This is a genomic window from Arthrobacter sulfonylureivorans, from assembly GCF_022637435.1.
GTDB lineage: Bacteria > Actinomycetota > Actinomycetes > Actinomycetales > Micrococcaceae > Crystallibacter > Crystallibacter sulfonylureivorans.
The window spans coordinates 1,578,221-1,600,047 of sequence record NZ_CP093326.1; the positions used below are offsets into that span (position 1 = coordinate 1,578,221).

The 21,827-nt window shown below is 66.4% G+C and carries 18 protein-coding genes, 1 tRNA gene and 1 pseudogene; 18 read left to right on the forward strand and 2 right to left on the reverse strand.

Annotated elements, in window-relative coordinates; translation table 11 throughout:
• The first annotated feature begins 88 nt into the window (after positions 1-88).
• Together MNQ99_RS07550 and MNQ99_RS07555 are read left to right on the forward strand one after the other, a co-directional pair.
• Positions 89-988 (forward strand): ABC transporter permease, encoded by a 900-nt coding sequence (locus tag MNQ99_RS07550; protein ID WP_127511436.1) that lies wholly within the window; start codon positions 89-91, stop codon positions 986-988.
• A 1-nt stretch (position 989) separates the two neighbouring features.
• Complete coding sequence (locus tag MNQ99_RS07555) at positions 990-1,778, forward strand: ABC transporter ATP-binding protein (protein ID WP_127511437.1); 789 nt, start codon at positions 990-992, stop codon at positions 1,776-1,778.
• Positions 1,779-1,834: 56 nt separating this feature from the next.
• On the opposite strand, the gene MNQ99_RS07560 is transcribed toward MNQ99_RS07555, so the two are convergent.
• Complete coding sequence (locus tag MNQ99_RS07560) at positions 1,835-2,812, reverse strand: helix-turn-helix transcriptional regulator (RefSeq protein ID WP_127511438.1); 978 nt, start codon at positions 2,810-2,812, stop codon at positions 1,835-1,837.
• 227 nt (positions 2,813-3,039) lie between these two features.
• Between MNQ99_RS07560 and MNQ99_RS07565 the strand changes: the two genes are divergently transcribed.
• Both MNQ99_RS07565 and MNQ99_RS07570 read left to right on the forward strand, forming a co-directional pair.
• The gene (locus tag MNQ99_RS07565; protein ID WP_127511439.1) at positions 3,040-3,597 is read left to right on the forward strand and encodes a DinB family protein; all 558 of its coding nucleotides are present in this window, start codon (positions 3,040-3,042) and stop codon (positions 3,595-3,597) included.
• Positions 3,598-3,927: 330 nt separating this feature from the next.
• Positions 3,928-4,938, forward strand: coding sequence for a GlxA family transcriptional regulator (locus MNQ99_RS07570; RefSeq protein WP_127511440.1), 1,011 nt, complete (start codon positions 3,928-3,930; stop codon positions 4,936-4,938).
• Positions 4,939-5,000: 62 nt separating this feature from the next.
• On the opposite strand, the gene MNQ99_RS07575 is transcribed toward MNQ99_RS07570, so the two are convergent.
• A tRNA-Arg gene (locus MNQ99_RS07575) sits at positions 5,001-5,073 on the reverse strand.
• Positions 5,074-5,278: 205 nt separating this feature from the next.
• Between MNQ99_RS07575 and argS the strand changes: the two genes are divergently transcribed.
• From argS to atpB, 14 genes and pseudogenes are all read left to right on the forward strand, one after another.
• Positions 5,279-6,922, forward strand: coding sequence for an arginine--tRNA ligase (gene argS / locus MNQ99_RS07580; protein ID WP_127511441.1), 1,644 nt, complete (start codon positions 5,279-5,281; stop codon positions 6,920-6,922).
• Positions 6,922-8,406 (forward strand): diaminopimelate decarboxylase family protein, encoded by a 1,485-nt coding sequence (locus tag MNQ99_RS07585; RefSeq protein WP_241915000.1) that lies wholly within the window; start codon positions 6,922-6,924, stop codon positions 8,404-8,406. Before argS ends, MNQ99_RS07585 begins: the two co-directional genes overlap by 1 nt.
• Positions 8,407-8,462: 56 nt before the next feature.
• Positions 8,463-9,788, forward strand: a complete 1,326-nt coding sequence (locus MNQ99_RS07590; RefSeq protein WP_422387506.1) for a homoserine dehydrogenase — start codon at positions 8,463-8,465, stop codon at positions 9,786-9,788.
• Entirely contained in the window at positions 9,789-10,889 is a 1,101-nt protein-coding gene (thrC, locus tag MNQ99_RS07595; protein WP_127511444.1) for a threonine synthase, read from the forward strand.
• Positions 10,882-11,868, forward strand: a complete 987-nt coding sequence (gene thrB, locus MNQ99_RS07600) for a homoserine kinase (RefSeq protein WP_241915002.1) — start codon at positions 10,882-10,884, stop codon at positions 11,866-11,868. Before thrC ends, thrB begins: the two co-directional genes overlap by 8 nt.
• Positions 11,869-12,190: 322 nt before the next feature.
• Positions 12,191-14,284, forward strand: coding sequence for a transcription termination factor Rho (gene rho / locus MNQ99_RS07605; protein ID WP_241915003.1), 2,094 nt, complete (start codon positions 12,191-12,193; stop codon positions 14,282-14,284).
• Positions 14,285-14,543: 259 nt separating this feature from the next.
• Complete coding sequence (gene prfA, locus MNQ99_RS07610) at positions 14,544-15,623, forward strand: peptide chain release factor 1 (protein ID WP_127511447.1); 1,080 nt, start codon at positions 14,544-14,546, stop codon at positions 15,621-15,623.
• Positions 15,624-15,629: 6 nt separating this feature from the next.
• Positions 15,630-16,475: a peptide chain release factor N(5)-glutamine methyltransferase gene (gene prmC / locus MNQ99_RS07615; protein WP_241915004.1), complete on the forward strand. Its 846-nt coding sequence runs from the start codon at positions 15,630-15,632 to the stop codon at positions 16,473-16,475.
• Positions 16,476-16,493: 18 nt separating this feature from the next.
• Positions 16,494-17,153, forward strand: a pseudogene (locus tag MNQ99_RS07620) (L-threonylcarbamoyladenylate synthase); the annotation flags it as partial.
• 11 nt (positions 17,154-17,164) lie between these two features.
• Positions 17,165-19,039, forward strand: coding sequence for a polysaccharide biosynthesis protein (locus tag MNQ99_RS07625; protein ID WP_241915005.1), 1,875 nt, complete (start codon positions 17,165-17,167; stop codon positions 19,037-19,039).
• The gene (locus MNQ99_RS07630) at positions 19,036-20,049 is read left to right on the forward strand and encodes an MraY family glycosyltransferase (protein ID WP_241915006.1); all 1,014 of its coding nucleotides are present in this window, start codon (positions 19,036-19,038) and stop codon (positions 20,047-20,049) included. Before MNQ99_RS07625 ends, MNQ99_RS07630 begins: the two co-directional genes overlap by 4 nt.
• Before the next feature lie 98 nt (positions 20,050-20,147).
• The gene (locus MNQ99_RS07635; protein ID WP_241915007.1) at positions 20,148-20,663 is read left to right on the forward strand and encodes a Cg1360 family ATP-synthase-associated protein; all 516 of its coding nucleotides are present in this window, start codon (positions 20,148-20,150) and stop codon (positions 20,661-20,663) included.
• Positions 20,653-20,925 carry a hypothetical protein gene (locus MNQ99_RS07640; protein ID WP_127511453.1) on the forward strand — a complete coding sequence of 91 codons (273 nt, stop codon included), beginning with the start codon at positions 20,653-20,655 and terminating at the stop codon, positions 20,923-20,925. Before MNQ99_RS07635 ends, MNQ99_RS07640 begins: the two co-directional genes overlap by 11 nt.
• Positions 20,926-21,011: 86 nt before the next feature.
• Positions 21,012-21,818, forward strand: a complete 807-nt coding sequence (atpB, locus tag MNQ99_RS07645; protein WP_127511454.1) for a F0F1 ATP synthase subunit A — start codon at positions 21,012-21,014, stop codon at positions 21,816-21,818.
• The last annotated feature ends 9 nt before the right edge of the window (positions 21,819-21,827 follow it).

Here is a 21,827-nt window from a genome sequence, read left to right on the forward strand (position 1 = left end):
CGCGAGCTGACGAAGTCCGCAGTCCGTCCGGCGTCCGGCCACCCCGGCCGCCGGACGGACCCCACGAGAGAACCAAGGTCCTTTACCTATGATTACCGCGGTTGAGCTTGGGCTGATCTACGCGATCATGGCCCTGGGGGTCTATCTGACCTTCCGCATCCTCAATTTTCCCGATCTGACGGTCGACGGCAGCTTCACCACCGGTGCCGGAGTTGCCGCCATCAGCATCATCAACGGCATGCCACCAGTCCTGGCGACGGTCTTGGCCTTTATTGCGGGCATGGCCGCCGGCGCCGTCACGGGCCTGTTGCATACCAAGGGCAAGATCAACGGCCTGCTGGCAGGCATCCTCACCATGATCGCCCTCTATTCCATCAACCTGCGCATCATGGGCAAGGCCAACCTTCCGCTCTTACGTGAAGAAACCCTGATCACTCCGCTGCGCGAAGCAGGCCTGCTCGGTGGCATCGGCGCCATCGCCATCTTCCTGCTGGTCGCGCTGGCGGTGAAGGTGGTCATGGACTGGTTCCTGCACACCGACGTCGGACTGGCCATGCAGGCCACCGGCGACAACGAACAGATGATCCGCAGCTTCGGCGTCAGCACCGACAACCAAAAGATCCTCGGCCTGTCACTGTCCAACGGACTGGTAGCACTCTGCGGGGCCTTCATTGCCCAGTACCAAGGCTTTGCCGACATCGGCATGGGCATCGGCCTGATCCTGGCTGGCCTCGCCTCCGTGATCATCGGCCAGGCAATCTTCGGCACCCGCCTGATCTGGATCGCCACGCTGGCCGTCGTGTTCGGCTCGGTGCTGTACCGCGTGGTCATCCAGCTGGCCCTGGAAGCCGGACTGAAGCAGACCGACATGAAGCTGGTCTCCGCCGTGCTGGTGGTGATGGCGCTGCTCCTTCCGCAATGGAAGGTCTTCGCCCGGGTCGGTGGTCTGGGGAAGATGAAGAAATCCCTGACGGGAGCGAAGGGCTGACATGCTGGATATCAAGAACGTTCACAAGACCTTCTTCGCGGGCACGGTCAACGAGCGCGTTGCCCTGCAGGACATCAATTTGACGCTGGCGGCCGGCGAATTTGTCACGGTCATCGGCAGCAACGGCGCCGGTAAATCGACCATTCTGAACATCACTTCCGGCAAGCTGCGTCCGGACACCGGCACAGTGAGCATTGACGGCAAGGACGTCACCAGGCTCGCAGACCATCAGCGCGCACGCTTCATCGGACGCGTCTTCCAGGATCCGATGGCCGGCACCTCGCCGGAAATGACCATCGAAGAGAACCTGGCCATCGCCTACGAGCGCGGCAAGCGGCGCGGTTTGCGCCCGGGCGTGACCCGCAAGAAGCGCGAGTTCTTCAAAGAGGAGCTGCGCTCTTTGGAACTGGGGCTGGAGAACCGGCTAAAGGCCAAGGTGGGACTGCTCTCGGGCGGCCAGCGGCAGGCCCTGTCGCTGTTGATGGCCACCTTCAGCAGTCCCAAGATCCTGCTGCTGGACGAGCACACCGCCGCACTGGATCCGCAGCGTGCGGAACTGGTCAGCCGGCTGACGGCCGAGGTGGTGGACCGCCATCAGCTGACCACCCTGATGGTCACGCACAACATGGAGCAGGCACTCCGGCTGGGCACCCGGCTGATCATGATGCATGACGGCCGGATCATCTTGGACCTGGATCAAGAGCAGAAGCTGAAGGCCACCGTGCCGGACCTGCTGCACGAGTTCGAAAAGATCAAGGGCGTGGTGGACGACCGCACCATGCTCCAGTAGCAACCGGCGCTCCCGGCGCAACAGCCCACGGCAGCGTACGACGGCGGCTGTCCCACCTACGCGGGTGGGGCGGCCGCCGTTTCCGTGCCCGCGGCGGCGGACAAGCGGTCGGCGAGCTCCGCAGCGCGTTGCCGGAATTCCGCCGGTTCCAGGATCTCGAAGGCGAAACCGACGGCGGCCAGCTGGACCAGGGGATAGTCGAGCGAGTCGTAACCTGCGCGCAGCACGGTGGCACCGCCGTCGTCGGACAGGGTGGCGATGTTCGGCGGGATCCGCTCGGCCACCGCCTGCAGCGGAGCGTCGATCCGCACCACGACGTCGAACTGGTACGGGGACCGGGTGATCGACTGCTGGACGTACGCGGCGAGGTCCGGCTGCGGCAGTTTTCGCGGGGCGAAGCGTTCCCGCGGCGTCGGGACCGACTCGAACCGGTCCACCCGGAAGGTGCGCCAGTCCTGCCTGCCCGTGTCGAAGGCCACCAGATACCAACGGCGGCCCGTGTCCACCAGTCGGTACGGTTCGGCCAGCCGGCGGGAGGATTCACCGTCGGCCTTGGCGTAGCGGAAGCCGATCACGCGCCGCTCGGCCACGGCGCTGGAAATCCCGGTCAGCACCTCGGGATCCACCGCGGCGGTGGGTCCGGCCAGGGTGACCACGGCATTCTTCAGCGTGGAGAACTTGGGCCGCAGCCGCGAGGGCAGCACTTGCTCCAGCTTGGTCAGGGCCCGCAGCGAAGCTTCGCCGACGCCGGCCACCGGGCTGGCCGTCACCGCGCTGAGGCCCAGCGCCACGGCCAGGGCCTCGTCGTCGTCAAGCAGCAGCGGCGGAAGCTGGGCACCGGCACCCAGCTGGTAGCCGCCGGCCACGCCGGGGGAGGCGTTGATGGGATAACCCAGGTTGCGCAGTTTGCCGATGTCCCGGCGCACCGTGCGCTCGGTGACGCTCATCCGCTCGGCCAGGGCGGAGCCGGTCCACTCCCGGCGCATCTGGAGCAGGGAAAGCAATTGCAGCAGCCGTGCTGACGTTTCGAGCATGGTCACCTGTGTCTGAAGCGGCCGCCCTGGCGGGTGTTTTCCGCTGTGGACGGGAACCGGAATTTCCGGACTACGACCAATCTACTCATGATTGCGGACAAGAGCTGTCCGTGATGACGGCCTCAAGGTCGGCCCAGGGGCACTGGACACTGGGCAAGGACGGGCTGACCCTCCAAGATGGACTCGACGGCCCGCGTGGCGGAGTTGCAAGCGTGATGGGAACGGCGATGTCTTTCAATGCTGCAGTGGAATTGGTCGAGCAACTGACCTGGCACTGGGACGCCCAGGCTCGGCCCCGGTTGCATGGACTCACGGACGAGGAGTATTTCTGGGAGCCCGCCGAAGGCTGCTGGAACGTCCGCCACCGTGGCACCAGCACCGCCCAGATGGCAGTTGGCGCCGGAGACTTCGTCATCGAATTCGCCGTCCCGGAACCGAAACCGCCGCCGGTAACCACGGTGGCCTGGCGCCTGAACCACATTCTGGTGGGGGTGCTGGGGAGTCGGAACGCCTCACACTTTGGCGGCCCACGGGTGGGCTACGAGTCCTTCGAGTATCCCGGGACCGCAGCCGGGGCCTTGGCCCTGCTGGACGAATACTACGAGCGCTGGCTCCACGGGGTCCGGGCACTCGACGAGGACGGGCTTGGCCGGCCGTGCGGTCCGGCGGAAGGCGCCTTTGCCGACCGGTCCATGGGGACGCTGGTGCTGCACATCAACCGGGAAATGATTCATCATTTGGCCGAGATTGCACTCTTGCGGGACTTGTTCGCCCACCGCCAGTAGCAAGACGAAGCCCGGCCGGGTTGCGGTCGGGCTCGGGGTGGGATTTAGATCGGCGTGGATTTTGGCCAGCCCACGGTCTGCTCAAACCAACCGGGGGAGGTCAGAATAAGGGCGACTCGGGACGGAGCCGGCGGTCCAATCGGCGTGTGAAGGTTCCGGCGGAGTGGCGCCGCGGCCGTCACGGATGATCATTCGGATGGTGGCGACGATGACGAAGAGTGCAAGTGCGGTAATCAGAAAGAGTTCCATGCCTCTATGGTGATCCCGCTGGAGCGGAAAAAAGAGTGGCAGAAACGACCATAAAGCACAAAAAACTGCCATACTAGTTGCATGTTGAAAACAGTAGCTGTGGTGGTGCTTCCGGGGGCCGCGCCGTTCGAGTTTGGGGTGGTCTGCGAAGTCTTCGGCCTCGACCGGTCCGACCGTGGCACAGGCGTTCCGGCGTTCGACTTCCGGATCTGCACGACTGTGCCCGGAGTGGTCAGCAGCAAGCTGGGATTCTCGCTCAACGTCCCGCTTGGACTGGAGGCGGCCGCCGACGCAGACCTGGTGGTGGTTGCGCCCTACCAGCAGATGGACCAGGTCCCCGATGAGCTGAGGGACGCCCTTCACGCCGCGCATGCCCGCGGCGCGTGGGTGCTGTCCGTGTGCTCGGCGGCCTTTGTGCTGGCCGAAGCGGGGCTGCTGGACGGGCGCCGCGCCACAACGCACTGGCAGTACTCCCATCAGTTGGCGGCCAACTATCCGCAGATCGAAGTCGACGAAAACGTGCTGTACGTCGAGGACGACCGCATCATCACCAGTGCCGGGACGGCCGCGGGGATCGACGCCTGCCTGCACTTGGTCCGGACCGAACTCGGGGCCTCGGTGGCCACGGCCATCGCGCGGGACATGGTGGTACCGCCGCACCGGGCCGGAGGGCAGGCGCAGTATATTGACCGCCCGATGTCGCTGGCCGGCTGCCACACACTGAAAGACCTGCTGGTGTGGCTGGATGAAAACCTGGCCCAGGACGTGACGGTCGCCCAGTTGGCCGACAGGGTGCATATGTCCGAGCGCACGTTCGCGCGCCGGTTCCGGGCCGAAACCGGTGCCACGCCGGCCGCCTGGATCAACGCGCAGCGGGTGCTCCGCGCGCAGGAGCTGCTGGAGGAATCGGACCTGAACATCGACGAAATTGCGCGGATCACCGGATTCGGCCAGGCCGTGCTGCTGCGCCACCATTTCGCCAAGTCCGTCGGCGTGAGCCCGGCGGCCTACCGCCGAACCTTCCGCGGCAGCGGCGCCGCCGGCGGTGCGGTAACGCGGGATCGCCAGCCCGCAGCCAGCGCAGCCCGGTAGGGCAGGTTAACGAAGGAATCCCCGGCCGTGTGGCCGGGGAATCCCAGGTCCTGCTTCATCAGTGCCCTCGATAGGATTCGAACCTACGGCCTTCTGCTCCGGAGGCAGACGCTCTATCCCCTGAGCTACGAGGGCGCGGCACCGGCTGTTCGCCTGATGCCCTGCGGGACCTATTGAGCTTATCAGCATCCGACCCGCCAGAAGAAATGCGCAACGCTGCACGCTTGAAGCACCGTTGTGGGGGGAGCGGCCGCGCCCTCCGCGAAAGCTCGGTGCGAGCCCCGTCACAGCCGGGCCGTGGAAAGCCGGGCGGCAGAAGCGATTGCCCTATGCTTGTGGGGTGACTCCTGAAGAACTTTCCGCTGCCATTGCCGCCTGCCTGCAGGCCGCCGTCGACGCCGGCGATTTCGCCGTCGAAATGCCGGACGAGGTCCGGGTGGAGCGTCCGAAGAACCGGGAGCATGGGGACTGGGCCACCAACATTGCCATGCAGCTGGGCAAGAAGGCCGGCATGAATCCGCGCCAGTTTGCTGAGATTCTCAGTGCCCGTCTGGAGAAGATCGACGGCGTCGCCCGGGTTGAGATTGCCGGGCCAGGCTTCCTCAACATCACCGTGGATGCCGCCGCGGCCGGCCTGCTCGCCAAGAGTATCGTCGAAGCGGGAACCGGCTACGGCACCAGCGACGACCTGGCCGGGCAGCGCATCAACCTGGAATTCGTCTCCGCCAACCCCACCGGGCCGATCCACCTGGGCGGCACCCGCTGGGCCGCGCTCGGCGATTCGCTGGCGCGCATCCTCGTTGCCCAAGGCGCGGACGTGGCCCGCGAGTATTACTTCAACGACCACGGCTCGCAGATCGACCGCTTTGCCCGCTCCCTGCTGGCGAAAGCCAAGGGCGAGCCGGCGCCGGAGGACGGCTACGGCGGAGACTACATCGCCGACATCGCCAACGCGGTGCTGGCACAGAACCCGGACGCGCTCTCCGCCGCGGACCCGCAGGAAGAATTCCGCAGTCGCGGCGTGGAGTTGATGTTCACGGCCATCAAGAAATCGCTGCACGAATTCGGTGTGGACTTCGATGTGTACTTCCACGAGAATTCGCTGTTCGAGGACGGCGCCGTCGAGAAGTTGCTGGAAGAGCTGAAAGGCTCCGGCAGCCTCTACTTCAACGACGGCGCGTGGTGGCTGAAGTCCACCGACTTCGGCGATGACAAAGACCGCGTGGTCATCAAATCGGACGGCAACGCAGCCTACATCGCCGGCGACATCGCCTACTTCAAGAACAAACGCGACCGCGGATTCGACCTGTGCATCTACATGCTCGGCGCCGACCACCACGGCTACGTCGCTCGGCTCAAGGCCGCCGCGGCCGCGATGGGCGACAGCGCCGACCGGGTGGAAGTGCTGATCGGCCAGATGGTCAACCTGGTTAAGGACGGCAAGCCGATGCGGATGTCCAAGCGCGCCGGCACCGTGGTGACCATGGAGGACCTCGTCGACGCAGTGGGCGTGGATGCGGCCAGATATGCCCTGACCCGCTCGCACGCCGATTCGAACATCGACATTGACCTGGACCTGCTGGTGAAGCACAGCAACGACAACCCGGTCTACTACGTGCAGTACGCCCACGCACGCACCTGCGCCGTCGCCCGCAATGCTGCCGCCTCCGGCGTGGAACGCAGCGCGTTCGACGCGTCGCTGCTGGACCACGCCACCGAGAATGAACTGCTGGCCGTGCTGGGCGCCTACCCGTCGGTGGTGGCCATGGCTGCGAAGTTCCGCGAACCGCACCGCGTCGCCCGCCACCTGGAAGTCATCGCCGGCGCCTACCACCGCTGGTACGACGCCTGCCGCGTCACCCCGATTGGCGACGGCGAAGTTACCGACACGCACCGTACCCGGCTGTGGTTGAACACCGCCGTGACCCAGGTGCTGGCCAACGGCCTTGACCTGCTGGGCGTCAGCGCCCCGGAGAGGATGTAATGCCCGCAGCACACGAATCCGGCGCCGCGTCTGGCCTGGCCCCGGACTGGCTGACCTGCCCGCAGGATGTCAATGCGCTGGACGCCAAGCTGTGGGCCCAGGACGTGGCCCGCGGTGCAGCCGGAGAGCTGGAAGTCTCCGGCATCGGCGTCGGCGAGCTCAAGGAGCAGTTCGGCACGCCGCTGTTTGTGGTGTCCGAGGACGACTTCCGCGCCCGCGCGCGTGCCTTCAAGCAGGCCTTCGACGATGCCTTCAGCTCGCTCTGTGGCGGCGTGGACGTCTACTACGCCGGCAAGGCGTTCCTCAGCGTGGAAATTGCCCGCTGGGTGGCCCAGGAAGGGCTTCGGCTGGATACCTGCAGCGGCGGGGAGCTGGCCGTTGCCGCCCGCGCGGGCATCCCCGGGGAAAACCTGGGCCTGCACGGCAACAACAAGTCGGACGCCGAAATCCACCGCGCCCTGGACATGGGGCTGGGCCGCATCGTGGTGGACAGCCTGGATGAACTGGCTCGGGTCGGCGCCATCGCGGCTGCCCGCGGCGAGATGGCCAACGTGATGCTACGGCTGACCCCCGGCGTGCACGCGCACACGCACGAGTTCATTGCCACCGCGCACGAAGACCAGAAGTTCGGCCTCTCGATGGCCGGCGCCGGCGAGCAGCAGGAGGCCACGGAGCACGACGCCGGGGCGCCGGCTCCGTCCGCCGGCTCGCCCGCCGCGCAGGCCGTGGCGGCGGCGCTGGCGCACGAGTCGATCAACCTGCTGGGCCTGCACTGCCATATCGGCTCGCAGATCTTCGAGCCCGAAGGTTTCGCGCTGGCGGCCGAGCGGCTGCTGACCTTCGTGGCGCAGGTCCGCGACGAACACGGTGTTGACCTGCACGAACTCGATCTGGGCGGCGGCTACGGCATCGCCTACACCGAAGCCGACACCCCGCGGCCGCCGGCCGAACTCGCCCAGGCGATGGCCGCCGTCGTGCGCGCTGCCACCGAGCGGCTGGGCATCCCGGTGCCGCGGATCTCGATTGAGCCGGGCCGCGCGATCGCCGGACCCAGCACCTTCACCCTCTACTCGGCCGGCACCCGGAAGACCGTGCAGGTGGACGTGGACGGCGGCGGAAGCCGTCCGCGGCGCTACGTGTCCGTGGACGGCGGCATGAGCGACAACGCCCGCCCGGTGCTCTACGACGCCGATTATTCGGCCGTGTTGGCTTCCCGTGTGACGGAAGCAGCGCCGATTATTTCCCGTGTGGTTGGTAAACACTGCGAGAGCGGTGACATTGTAGTCAGGAACGTTTACCTGCCCGAGGACATCGAGGCGGGGGACCTGCTGGCGGTGCCGGCGACCGGGGCCTATTGTTGGGCGCTTTCCAGCAACTACAACTATGTGGCCCGGCCGCCTGTGGTTGCCGTGCGCGGCGGCGAGGCGCGGTTGATCATCCGCGGCGAAACCGAAGACGACCTGCTGGCCCGCGACCTGGGCTGACGCCCGGTGGGCAGCAGGCATGGCGAGCGAGATAAAAGACTGAGAGTTTGGGCAGCATGAAAACGCTGAAAGTAGCACTGTTGGGATGCGGGAACGTCGGAGCCCAGGTGGCCCGGATCCTGATTGACGACGCCGAAGTGCTCGCCGCGCGTACCGGCGCACGGCTGCAACTGACCGGGATCGCCGTGCGAGACGTGGCCGCCAAGAGAACCGTGGACCTGCCAGCCGAGCTGTTCACCACCGAGGCCGAGCCGCTGATCAAGGACGCCGACATCGTGATCGAGCTGCTCGGCGGGCTGGAACCGGCGCGGACGCTGATCCGCAGCGCCATCGACAACGGCGCCGCCGTCGTCACCGGTAACAAGGCACTGCTGGCGGCCGACGGCCAGGACCTGTACGCCCGCGCCGACGAAGCCGGCGTCGAGCTTTCCTTCGAAGCCGCGGTTGCCGGCGCCATTCCGCTGCTGCGGCCCATCCGCGAGTCGCTGGCGGGTGACCGCATCACCAAGGTGATGGGCATCGTCAACGGCACCACCAACTACATCCTGGACCAGATGGATTCCACCGGCGCCCAGTTTGCCGACGCGCTGGCCGCAGCGCAGGAACTCGGCTACGCCGAAGCCGATCCCACCGCCGACGTCGAAGGCCATGACGCCGCAGCCAAGGGAGCCATCCTCGCCGAGCTGGCCTTCCATACCCCGTTCGATCTGGCCAACGTCCAGTGCCAGGGCATCAGCTCCATCACGGCGGACGACATTGCCGCGGCCAAGGACGCCGGCTACGTGATCAAGCTGCTCTCCATCGCCGAGCGGCTGCGCGGCCTCGACGGCCGCGAGGGCGTGGCCGTGCGCGTCCACCCGACCCTGCTGCCGCGCCAGCACCCGCTGGCGGCCGTTCACGGAGCTTTCAACGCGGTCTTCGTGGAGGCCGAAAACGCCGGCGAGATGATGTTCTACGGCCAGGGCGCCGGCGGGGCGCCGACCGCCTCCGCCGTGCTGGGCGATGTGGTCAGCGCCGGCCGACGCATGGTTGGCGGCGGCCCGGGACGGACCGAGACCGCCACGGTCCAGTTGCCCGCCGTCGGACTGGACTCGGTCAAGACCAGCTACTACATCGGCCTGGACGTGGCCGACCAGCCGGGCGTGCTGTCCCAGATTGCCGGCGTCTTCGCCGAGCACGGCGTCTCCATCGAGACGATGCGCCAAACCATTCATGCCGAAGACCCCCATGACACTGCCAACGACGGCGGCCAGGTGACCGCGGAGCTGCGCTTCGTCACGCACCGGGCGTCCGAGGCTTCGCTGGCCGCGACGGTCGAAGCCGTGCGCGGGCTCGACATTGTCAACGCTGTTATCTCTGTCCTGCGAGTAGAAGGAATCTAAGTGGCCCACCAATGGCGCGGCGTTATCCGTGAGTACGCGGACCGGCTGCCGGTAACGGAGCAGACCGAGATCATCACCCTCGGCGAAGGCGGCACCCCGTTGGTGCGGGCCAAGGCCCTCTCCGAGCTGACCGGCTCCGAGGTGTACCTGAAGGTGGAGGGGATGAATCCCACCGGGTCCTTCAAGGACCGCGGCATGACCATGGCCATGACGGCAGCGGTGGAGGCGGGTGCCAAGGCGGTAGTCTGCGCATCCACCGGCAATACCTCCGCCTCGGCGGCTGCCTACGCCACCCAGGCCGGGCTGAAGTGCGCGGTGCTGGTTCCCGCCGGCAAGATCGCCATGGGCAAGATGAGCCAGGCGATCGCGCACGGCGCCGAAATCATCCAGATCAACGGCAACTTCGACAACTGCCTAGAAGTGGCCCGCAAACTCTCCGAGGCCTACCCGGTGTTCCTGGTGAACTCGGTGAACCCGGCACGCATCCAGGGCCAGAAGACGGCGGCCTTCGAGACAGTTGACTACCTGGGCGATGCCCCGGACATCCACGTGATGCCGGTGGGCAACGCAGGCAACATCACCGCCTACTGGAAGGGCTACCAGGAGTACGCCGCGCCGTACGAGTCGGCCACTGCCGGCATGCTCGGCCCGGTCGCCACCAAGACCCCGACGCTGTGGGGCTTCCAGGCCGCCGGTGCCGCCCCGCTGGTGCTGGGACACCCGGTGACCGAACCGGAGACCATCGCCACCGCGATCCGGATCGGCAACCCGGCCTCCTGGGACACCGCCATCGCTGCCCGCGACGAGTCCGGCGGGCTGATCGATTCCGTGACCGACGACGAGATCCTGGCCGCGCACCGCTGGCTGTCCTCGAAGGAGGGCGTCTTCGTCGAGCCGGGCTCTGCTGCAGGCGTGGCCGGCGTGATCAAGAAGCACGCCGCCGGCGAAGTGCCGTCCGGCAAGACCATCGTCATTACCGTCACAGGTCACGGCCTGAAGGACCCGCAGTGGGCACTGCGAACCGAGGATGGCAGCGAAGCGTCGCCGATCAAGGTCGACTTCGACGTGGTCAGCGTGGCCGCCGCCCTGGGTCTTGAGTAGCAGCACCTTGGCAGGGGAGGACGCCGCGGTGGCCGGCCGCATAGCGCCCGGCCAGCGCATCACGGTGCGGGTGCCGGCCACCAGCGCCAACCTGGGTCCGGGCTTCGACAGCCTGGGCCTGGCCTTGGCGTTCTATGACACCGTCACGGTGGAGCCGACCGACGACGGCGTCTTCCAGGCGTCCGTCACGGGCGAAGGCGCGGCCAACCTGCCCACGGACGAATCGCACCTCATCATCCGCACGCTGCGCAGCACGCTGCGCCAGGCCGGGTACGACGCCGGTGGGTTGCGTCTGGAAGCCGAAAACCTGATCCCGCATGGGCGGGGGATGGGTTCCTCCGCCGCCGCGGTGGTGTCCGCAGTGCTGTTGGCCAATGCCCTGCTTCCGGAGCAGGAACGCCTGGGCGCCGGGAAGATCCTGCAGATCTGTTCCGGCCTGGAAGGCCACCCCGACAACGTGGCGCCGGCCCTGAGCGGCCAGTTGGCCATCTCCTGGGAGGAAGTCGGGGTGTTCTACAGCACCTGTGTTCCGATCTGCCATGACATCGTGCCGGTGGTGGCGATTCCCTCCTATGAACTCTCCACCGAAACGGCACGTAATCTGCTGCCCGCTTCGGTGCCGCACCACGTTGCTGCCGCGAATTCCGGCCGCGCCGCACTGCTGGTCCAGGCACTCACCCGCGACCCGTCCCTGTTGCGGGCCGGAACCGAAGAGTGGCTGCATCAACGGCACCGGGCACCGGCCATGGAACCCAGTGCCGCGCTCATCGATGCGCTGCGCAGCCAGGGCCATGCCGCCGTCGTCTCCGGCGCCGGACCCACCGTCATGACGCTCGCCGCGGACGAGGCGGAAGCGGCGCAGGTCCAGAAGGCCATCGCCGCCCACCTGGAGCAGCACGACATGCCGGGGAGTTGGCGTGTTCTGAAACTGGCAGTGGACACAGATGGTGCTAAAGTGGAAGAGCACCCCCGGGATTAACCGGCGAGGAATCCTGCCCGGATGCTCCGGATCACGCAAGCCGAGCAGCCGTTGAGGCAGGATCCACGTTCCAGGTGCAGCCTTTCAGGAGCCTTCCGCGGCACTCAACGGCGTTGCTGTCGGCCATCGGCCGGACAGGACCTCCCTCGTTCCAGCCGGACGGCTTGTTTCAAAGGCTTTCATATCTGTTCACCCGGACTTTCCTCGGCATGACGCCGCAGGCAATAACGGACCCCGGCCGGGCTTCTCATGCAACGGTCGGGTGGCAAACAACGCGGTGCGCTTCATATGCACACCGCCCGACGAGGGGGAAGGATCCTTCGTGACCGAAACCACTGACCTGACTGCAGGTGTGGACACCATAGACTCACCTGCACCGAAGAGTGCAGGCCTTGCCGGCCTGAAGCTGGCCCAGCTGCAGGTGCTGGCCGGACAGCTCGGCATCACCGGCGGCTCCCGGATGCGCAAGGGCGACCTTGTCACCGCGATTTCCGACCACCAGCGCGGCTCCTCGGTTGCAGACCGGGCAGCCAAGAAGGTGGACCAGCCGGCGCGCACCGAAACTCCTGCTCCGGCCAAGGAAGAGACCACCGGCACGGCAGGCGAGGGCGCCGGCAGCACGTCCGGCGGTGACCTCAACAAGGCCGCCGAGAGGGTCAGCCGCACCCGCAACCGTAACCGCCGCGCCAGCAGCGACGGCACGGTGGCATCTGCCGAAGGCGAGGCCTCGGCCGCGAACACCGCGACCGCCACTGCGGCGCCGGCCGAAGCCCCTGCCCAGGCTCCCGCCGCGGAGGCCGTCCAGGCCGACGGCGAAGTCCGCCAGGAGCGCCGCGGCCGCGGGCGCAACCGGCGTTCGGACTCCGGTCAGCAGGACGCAGCCGAGACCAAGACCGATGCCCAGCAGGAAACCGCCGAGGCCGGCAAGCAGGACGAGAAGGAGGGCGGCCAGGACGCCGCCGCGCAGCAGCAGCAGTCCGGCCGCGGCGAAGGCCAGTCCGACCGCCGCAGCCGCGACCGCACCCGCAACCGCACCGAGGCGGCCGACCGCGACACCCGTCAGGACAGCCGCGACACCCGTCAGGACAGCCGGGACAACCGTCAGGACGACGGCGAGGACGGTGGCCGCGGACGCAACCGCAACCGCCGCAACCGCCGCGACAATGACAGCAACACCCGTTACCGCGACCGCAACGAGCGCCGCCGTGGCCGCGACCGCGGCCCGGACGTCGACGACACCGAGGTCTCCGACGACGATGTGCTGCTGCCCGTCGCCGGCATCCTGGACGTGCTGGAGAACTACGCCTTCGTGCGCACCTCCGGCTACCTGCCCGGACCGAACGACGTCTACGTATCGCTGGCCCAGGTCAAGAAGTACAACCTGCGCAAGGGCGACGCCGTCGTGGGTGCCATCCGCGCCCCGCGCGACGGCGATTCGGGCGGCCAGAGCAGCCGGCAGAAGTTCAACGCGCTGGTCAAGCTCACTTCCGTCAACGGCAAGCCGGTGGAAGACAACAAGGACCGCGTGGACTTCACCAAGCTGGTTCCGCTCTACCCGTCGGAGCGCCTGCGCCTGGAGACCGAGCCGAAGAAGATCGGCCCCCGTGTCATCGATCTGGTGGCACCGATCGGCAAGGGCCAGCGCGGCCTGATCGTCTCCCCGCCGAAGGCCGGCAAGACCCTGATCCTGCAGTCCATTGCCAATGCGATCACCACCAACAACCCTGAGGTCCACCTCATGATGGTGCTGGTCGACGAGCGGCCTGAAGAGGTCACCGACATGCAGCGCACGGTCAAGGGTGAGGTCATTGCCTCCACCTTCGACCGTCCTGCCGATGACCACACCACAGTGGCCGAACTTGCCATCGAGCGCGCCAAGCGCCTAGTGGAAATGGGCATGGACGTGGTGGTCCTGCTGGACTCGATGACCCGTCTGGGCCGAGCCTACAACCTGGCCGCCCCGGCGTCCGGCCGCATTCTCTCCGGCGGTGTGGACTCGTCCGCGCTGTACCCGCCGAAGCGCTTCTTCGGTGCCGCCCGCAACATCGAAAACGGCGGCTCGCTGACCATCCTCGCCACCGCTTTGGTGGAGACCGGGTCCAAGATGGACGAGGTCATCTTCGAGGAATTCAAGGGCACCGGCAACATGGAACTGCGCCTGTCCCGCTCGCTGGCCGACAAGCGCATCTTCCCGGCTGTCGACGTCAATGCCTCCGGCACCCGCCGCGAGGAGAACCTGCTCTCGCCCGAAGAGGTCAAGATCATGTGGCGCCTGCGCCGCGTCCTCTCCGGACTGGACACCCAGCAGGCGCTGGAACTGCTCACCGGCAAGATCCGGGAAACGCAGTCCAACGTGGAGTTCCTGATGCAGGTCCAGAAGACAACGCTCGGCTCGAAGGCCGAGAACGACAAGTAGCTGCTTTACAGCCGCTGATTTTTTGCCGGCCCCGCCCCTACGCCGGGCGGCCCAGGATCTCCGATCCTGAGCCGCCCGGCTCCGGTAGGCCCGACAGGGAGATGCCGAGGGACCCGACCCGAGCTTGCGAGGGTTGGGAGGCCTCGACCGCACTCCCTGGCCGGCAAAAAACTCAGCGGCTGTTGCTGTTAAGTCGGCTTTTTGTCCCAGTCCTTGTCGTTGCTATTTAGACTTGTTGTGAGTCGAAAGAGGTTTGAAGATGTTTGAGTCCGTTCAGGGGCTGCTGGATGAGCATGCCGAGCTGCAGAAGGAATTGAGCGACCCTGCTGTCTATGCCGACCAGGCGCGGGCGCGGAAGCTGGGGCGGCGTTCGGCGGAGCTGAACGGCATTGTGGAGGCGCACAAGCGCTGGTCGCACCTGTCGGACGATCTTGAGGCGGCACGCGAACTTGCCGACGAGGACCCGGAACTGGCGGCCGAAGTGCCAGGACTGGAGGCCGAACTCGAGACCGCCCAGGAACGGCTCCGCCGGCTGCTGATCCCGCGCGATCCGGACGACGCCCGCAACGTGATCATCGAGGTCAAGGGCGGCGAAGGCGGCGACGAGGCTGCGCTGTTTGCTGGCGACCTGCTGCGGATGTACATGCGCTACGCGGAATCGCGCGGCTGGAAGACCGAAATCATCTCCGCGACGGAGTCCGATCTGGGCGGTTACAAGGACGTCCAGATGGCCATCAAGGGCAACTCCAACGACCCGGCCGAAGGCGTGTGGGCCAGGCTCAAGTTCGAGGGGGGCGTGCACCGCGTGCAGCGCGTTCCGGTGACCGAATCGCAGGGCCGCATCCACACCTCGGCTGCGGGCGTGCTGGTGCTGCCTGAAGTGGACGAACCCGAAGAAATCGACATCAGCCAGAACGACCTCAAGATCGATGTCTACCGTTCCTCGGGCCCCGGCGGCCAGTCCGTGAACACCACCGACTCGGCAGTGCGCATCACCCACCTGCCCACCGGGATTGTGGTGGCGATGCAGAACGAAAAGTCGCAACTGCAGAACCGTGAGGCCGGTATGCGAGTGCTCCGTGCGCGGCTGCTGGCCCACCAGCAGGAGCAGATCGACGCAGCGAACTCCGAGACCCGCAAGTCGCAGATCCGCACCATGGACCGGTCCGAGCGCATCCGTACCTACAACTTCCCGGAAAACCGGATCGCGGACCACCGCACCGGCTACAAGGCGTACAACCTGGATGCGGTGATGAACGGCGAACTGGAACCCGTGATCCAATCAGCCATCCAGGCGGACGAAGAACACCGGCTGGCCGCCCTGGGCGAGGAAAACTAGCCAGCGGTGCCCGGCACGAATCTTGCCGAAGCCCTCTCCGCCGCCACCGCGCGGCTGGCAGAGGCCGGTGTCCCTTCGCCGCGGGTGGACGCCGAGCTGCTCGCCGCCCACCTGCTGGGCGTATCGCTGGGGCGTGTCCGTGCGTTGGCGCTGATGGACGCGGCTTCTCCGGACGGCCTTGAGGACCTGGTGGCCGAACGTGCCACACGTGTTCCGCTGCAGCACATTACCGGCCGGGCCTTCTTTCGGCACCTTGAACTGCAGGTGGGGCCGGGTGTCTTCGTGCCGCGGCCGGAGACCGAAACCGTCGCCCAGCATGCGATCGACCAGGCGCTGGCCCTGCCCGCGGCCAAGGTAGTGGACCTGGGCGCCGGCTCCGGCGCCATCGCCGCCGCCGTCGCCAGCGAAGTGCCCTCGGCCACTGTGTACGCGGTGGAACTCAGCGAGCTCGCGCACGCCTGGGCCGAGCGGAACCTGGCACCGCTGGGCGTCACCCTGCTGAGGGAGGACCTGCGCACCGCGCTGTCCGCGCATGACGGAACCTTCGACGTCGTCGTGTCCAATCCGCCGTACATTCCCGCCGAAGCGGTCCCGCGCGAGCCCGAGGTCGCCGACCACGATCCGCAGATGGCGCTCTACGGCGGGGGAGCGGACGGGATGGAACTGCCGGCCGCCACCGCGGCAACCGCCGCGCGGCTGTTGAAGCCCGGCGGCTACTTCATCATGGAGCATGCCGAGGTCCAGGCCGCGGCGGTGCTGTCCCTGCTGCAGGCTGCCGGATGCTGGCAGCAGGTAGCTACCGAGTACGATCTAACCGGGCGCGAGCGGGCCACGTCCGCTCGACGGTTATGAGAATGGAACAATGAAACTGTGAGCACCACGTTCAACTGCACCGACGCCGCAGACCGCAGCGAGGGTCTGGCGGCAGCACAAGCCGCCCTCGCAGACCGGCAGTGTGTTGTCATGCCCACCGATACGGTCTACGGGATCGCCGCCGACGCGTTCTCGCCCCAGGCGGTGGCCACCCTGCTGGCAGCCAAGGGCCGCGGGCGGAAAATGCCGCCGCCGGTGCTGGTGCCACGGCCGCAGACCATGGACGGCCTCGCCACCGACGTGAGCGACGAAGCCCGCGCCCTCGCCGATGCCTTCTGGCCGGGCGGCCTGACCCTGATTTTCCTTGCCCAGCCGTCGCTGACCTGGGACCTGGGCGAAACCAAGGGCACCGTGGCCCTGCGCATGCCCGACGACGAGCTGGCGCTGGAACTGCTTGCTGCCACCGGACCGTTGGCCGTCTCCTCGGCGAACCGCACCGGCCATCCCTCGGCGCAGACGGCCGCGCAGGCCATGGAGCAGTTGGCTGAGTCGGTGGACGTTTATTTGGAAGACGGCTTTCGCCCTGCCGAAGGTGCGACGGCGGTGGCCTCCACCATCGTGGACTGCACTTCCAGCCCGCTGCGGGTGGTGCGCGAAGGAACGATCAGCTTGGAAACCCTGCGCACCGTCGTCCCGGATGTCCTGGGCCTCGGGGAGACGGTAGAAGCATGAGCCGCGATTCCGCTCTTCCGGCCGGCAAAACGGCCAGCAGCGATCGCGCCCTGTGGCTGTGGTCGCAGATCCTGCTGGACTCCCTTGCCTGGGTCGTGGCGATTCTGCTGGCGGTTTTCCTGCGCTACGAAATGGCGCTGAGCACTGCCAAGATTCCCGGCATCATCCTGCTGTGCGTGCTGGCAATAGCGGCCCAGGTGGCCGTCGGGTCAGCCTTCGCACTGTACAAGGGCCGCTACAGTTTCGGCAGTTTCCACGAGGCCAAGCTGCTGGTCATGGTGACCATCTCGGTGTCCGTGATCCTGACCCTCGGACTGCTGACCTTCGGCATCTCGCTCGGCATCGCGCGCGGCACGGGCCTGATCGCGTTCCCCTTCGCCTGCCTGTTCATGGCGGCGGTGCGCTACCTGAAGCGGATGTATGTGGAAAGCAAAGCCAAGCCGGGCGAGCAGGCCGAACGGACGCTGATTTTCGGCGCCGGCTTTGTGGGCAACAACATCGTGACCCGGATGAGCAACGATCCCGCCTCGCCGTGGCTGCCGGTGGGGCTGATCGACGACGACCCGGCCAAGAAGCACCTGCGCATCGCGTCCGTTCCGGTCCTGGGCAGAATGGAAGACCTGCCGGAGATCGTGCAGCGCACCCAGGCAACCGTCCTGCTCGTGGCCATTGCGGACATCGACTCCGTGCGGATGCGCAAGATCTCCGACACCATCGCCGGCCTCAATGTGCGGGTCCTGGTGGTGCCGCCGCTGAAGGACATGCTGACCGGCCGGCAGGACTTTTCCTTCCGCGAAGTGGCGATTGAAGACCTGATCGGGCGCCAGCCGGTGGATATCCACGTGGAAGAAATCGCCCATTACGTGACCGGGCGGCGGGTGCTGGTCACCGGCGCCGGCGGGTCCATTGGTTCCGAGCTTTGCCGGCAGATCCACGCCTTCCAGCCGGCCGAACTGATCATGCTGGACCGTGACGAGACGGGCTTGCAGGGCACCCAGATTTCCATCACCGGCCAGGGTCTGCTCACGGGCAAGGACACCGTGCTGGCCGACATCCGCGACGCGGATGCGCTGGAAGCCATTTTCCTGGACCGCAATCCGGAAGTGGTGTTCCACGCTGCGGCGCTGAAGCACGTCTCGCTGCTGGAGCAGTATCCGGAAGAAGCCTGGAAGACCAACGTGCTCGGCTCGCTCAACGTGCTGCGTGCTGCACGCGCTGCCAGGGTCGAGACCTTCGTCAACGTTTCCACCGACAAGGCCGCTAACCCCACCACCGTGCTGGGCCACTCCAAGCGGGTAGCTGAGAAGCTGACAGCCTGGGTCGCGCAGCAAACCGGACTGAAGTACGTCTCCGTTCGGTTCGGCAACGTGCTGGGCAGCCGCGGATCGGTCCTGCCGCTGTTCAGCGAGCAGATCCGCAAGGGTGGTCCGGTCACGGTTACCGACGCGGCGGCCACCCGGTTCTTCATGACCATCCCGGAAGCTTGCCAGCTGGTGATCCAGGCTGGAGCCATCGGAACCGGCGGCGAAGTGTTGATTTTGGACATGGGCGAACCGGTGAAGATCCTGGATGTAGCCGAGCGGATGATCGCCATGTCGGGCCGGGACGTCGAAATCGTGTTCACCGGCCTGCGCCCGGGGGAGAAGCTGCACGAGGACCTGATCGGGGAGGGCGAAAGCGATTCGCGGCCGCTGCACCCCAAGATCTCGCACGCAAGCATCGACGGACTTGATCCGGACCGGATGAGCCTGGCCGACTGGAAGAGCCGGCAGCATCTGGTCTCCGCTTCGACCGGTGCATTGGACACCGTCCCGCTGGCGGTTGCCCCCGAGGACGACCTTGAGTCCGACGGACGGGAGCGGGCCTCGTGACCACGGCCGTGGTGGCCGTCACTGCGGCCCTTCTGCTGAGCCTGCTGTTGCCGTTCGCGCTGATTCCGCTGCTCAAACGGCACGGGGTGCTTGATGTGCCGAATGAACGTTCTTCGCACACGCGGGCGGTGGTGCGCGGCGTCGGCATCACTGTGGCCATCGGCCTGCTGACCGGTCTCCTGATCGCCGGCTTCGGCGGCGCTGCGGAAGCACACCAGTTGCTGCTCGCGGTTACCGTCGTGGCGGCGGCGGCCGCGCTGCTGGGCTGGGTCGAGGACTTCCGCGGGCTGTCCATCCGCGGCCGGGCCGCTCTGCAGTTGGGCATCGGCGCCGGCGGAACAGCGCTGGCCATCGAACTGACCGGCCAGACATGGTGGTGGCTGCCGCTGGGCGCCCTGGCCCTGGCCGCCTACATCAACATTGCCAATTTCATGGACGGCGTCAACGGGATCTCCGGGCTTCATGGCACCGCCGTGGGCCTCATGTTCGCCGTAACCGGGGCGGTCACCGGCCACGGCTGGCTGGTAGTAGGCGGTGCGGTAGTTGCTGGCGCGTTCGTGGCGTTCCTGCCGTGGAATCTCGGGCGGGGCAACGTCTTCCTGGGCGACGTCGGCAGTTACCTGTTGGGAGCCTCGCTGGCCATGCTCGGCCTGACGGCGTTTCTGGACGGTGCACCCGCCGAGTACCTGTTGGGGCCGGTGGCCATCTACCTGGCGGACACGCTGGCCACACTGCTGCGCAGGATCAGCGCGGGGGAGCGGTGGTACACGCCGCACCGCACGCACGTCTACCAGCGGCTGACGGACGTGGGCTTCAGCCATCTGCAGTCGGCGCTGCTGGTCACCGGCTGTTCACTGCTGACAGGTTTCTGCGGCTACTTGGCTGCCGAGTCGGACCTGATGGGCAAGGCCGCCGCCATCGTTGTGGGCACCGCCGTCGTTGTTTTCTATCTGCGTTCGCCAGTGATCTTCAGCCGACGCTCATCGAACGCTGCGGGACCCGCTGCGTAACAGCAGGTCCTGACTCGTCGGCCAGTTCTATCTCATGTAGAATTATTCCGGCCGGTTCCGGCCAGATGACTTCGCCTGCGACCGAAACGGACACTTCAATGCGCGCTTCCCGCCACGACGGCCCTGCTGCCGCCGGCGGAGCCATCGACGCATCCGGTCCGACCCGGTCGCCATGGCTGAAGATCCTCCGTGCTTCCCTGACCGCAAGCGGCGCAGCCGCCGTGCTGATCATCGCAACGTCGGCGATCGTGGCCGGCGCAGCCGGTGCGGTGAGCGCCCTGCTCGGCGCCGTGCTGGTGATGCTGTTCTTCGGCATTAGTTTGCTGGTGGGCCATTTTGTCGGACGGTCGAATCCGTCCGGTGCGATTGGCGCATTCATCGCCACCTACGTCATCAAAGTCGTGGGATTCGGCGCCGCGCTGTTCCTTCTCGGGACGCCGGACTGGCTGGAGCGGACCTGGTTCTTCGTCGCGGCGGTTGCCGTCGTCGTGGTGTGGCAGGCCGCAGAAGTGTTCGCTTTTTCGCGCACCCGGCATCAGCTGTACAACGATCCCGTACCAGCGCCGGAAGAGCGTCAGCAGCAGCCGAACGGGGAGTCCTCCCATGGCAGCTAAAGGCTCATCCGGCCCCGTAAACAACGATTCCGGCGACGGTTCCACCTATCAGGGCGGCAACAGCGTCCTTACCTATATTGTTGGCGGGATCATCGCCTGGGGTTTGATAGGGTGGGGGCTGGACTATCTGCTGGATACCCGCTGGCTGATTTTCGCCGGCGCCGTTCTTGGCGCTGGAGGCGGATATTACTTAGCCCGCAAACACAAACTCACGCGCGGCGCTCGGCGTCGCCATGAGGGCGGCCCGGGGGACCACACCTAAATGTTAGAAAACTTCATATGGTGGCCTGCCTTGACGGCGACCCACCCTGAAACGCCCAAAGATGGACACTGCAGAGAGGAAACGCGTTGATCGCGCTTGCGCTTCCGGCGGCCGCTAATGAAGGTGGCTTCGTCCCACCGACCCTCGAAGACATGCATCTACCGGAGATTCTTCCGTGGATGGCCCCCTACGGCGAGGGCTTCGGCAAGCAGATGCTGCTGGTACTGCTGTCCGTCGTTTTGATTTCCTGGTTCTTTATTGCGGCGGCCCGCCGCCGCCAGCTTGTCCCCGGCAAGCTGCAGTACCTGGGCGAAATGAGCTACAACTTCGTCCGCAACTCGGTGGGTAAGGACATCATCGGTGAGCGCGATTTCAAGCCGTTCGTGCCGCTCTTGTTCTCGCTGTTCTTCTTCATCCTGGTGAACAACCTCTTCGGCTCCATTCCGCTGATCCAGATGCCGACTACGTCCCATGTGGGCACGGCCTATGCCTTGGCCGGCATCGTCTACTTCACCTGGATTGTGCTCGGCATCAAGAAGCACGGCATCGGCTACTTCAAGCTGGCCGTGGTCCCTTCCGGTGTACCGAAGGCCATCCTGCCGCTGGTCGTCCTGATCGAGATCATCTCCACCTTCTTGGTCCGCCCGGTTACGCACAGCCTCCGTCTCTTTGCCACCATGCTGGCCGGCCACCTGATCATCATGCTGGCCGCAGCTGGTACGCAATTCCTGCTGGTGGATGCTGATTTCTGGCTGAAGCCGCTGGGCATCCTCACGCTCGCCGGTGGCGTCGGCATGTACTTCTTCGAAATCCTGATCCAGGTCCTGCAGGCCTACGTGTTCGTCCTGCTGACCGCGATCTACATCCAAGGCTCCCTGGCCGAGGAACACTAAATTTCCCCT

What these genes read in the sequence shown, in the direction of transcription:
- MNQ99_RS07640 (WP_127511453.1), top strand. Translation starts at nt 20,653, where the DNA reads ATGGCAGCTAAAGGCTCATCCGGCCCCGTAAACAACGATTCCGGCGAC.
- MNQ99_RS07570 (WP_127511440.1), top strand. Translation starts at nt 3,928, where the DNA reads ATGTTGAAAACAGTAGCTGTGGTGGTGCTTCCGGGGGCCGCGCCGTTC.
- MNQ99_RS07590 (WP_422387506.1), top strand. Translation starts at nt 8,463, where the DNA reads ATGAAAACGCTGAAAGTAGCACTGTTGGGATGCGGGAACGTCGGAGCC.
- MNQ99_RS07550 (WP_127511436.1), top strand. Translation starts at nt 89, where the DNA reads ATGATTACCGCGGTTGAGCTTGGGCTGATCTACGCGATCATGGCCCTG.
- MNQ99_RS07625 (WP_241915005.1), top strand. Translation starts at nt 17,165, where the DNA reads ATGAGCCGCGATTCCGCTCTTCCGGCCGGCAAAACGGCCAGCAGCGAT.
- MNQ99_RS07585 (WP_241915000.1), top strand. Translation starts at nt 6,922, where the DNA reads ATGCCCGCAGCACACGAATCCGGCGCCGCGTCTGGCCTGGCCCCGGAC.
- MNQ99_RS07560 (WP_127511438.1), bottom strand. Translation starts at nt 2,812, where the DNA reads ATGCTCGAAACGTCAGCACGGCTGCTGCAATTGCTTTCCCTGCTCCAG.
- prfA (WP_127511447.1), top strand. Translation starts at nt 14,544, where the DNA reads ATGTTTGAGTCCGTTCAGGGGCTGCTGGATGAGCATGCCGAGCTGCAG.
- MNQ99_RS07635 (WP_241915007.1), top strand. Translation starts at nt 20,148, where the DNA reads ATGCGCGCTTCCCGCCACGACGGCCCTGCTGCCGCCGGCGGAGCCATC.
- MNQ99_RS07565 (WP_127511439.1), top strand. Translation starts at nt 3,040, where the DNA reads ATGTCTTTCAATGCTGCAGTGGAATTGGTCGAGCAACTGACCTGGCAC.
- MNQ99_RS07555 (WP_127511437.1), top strand. Translation starts at nt 990, where the DNA reads ATGCTGGATATCAAGAACGTTCACAAGACCTTCTTCGCGGGCACGGTC.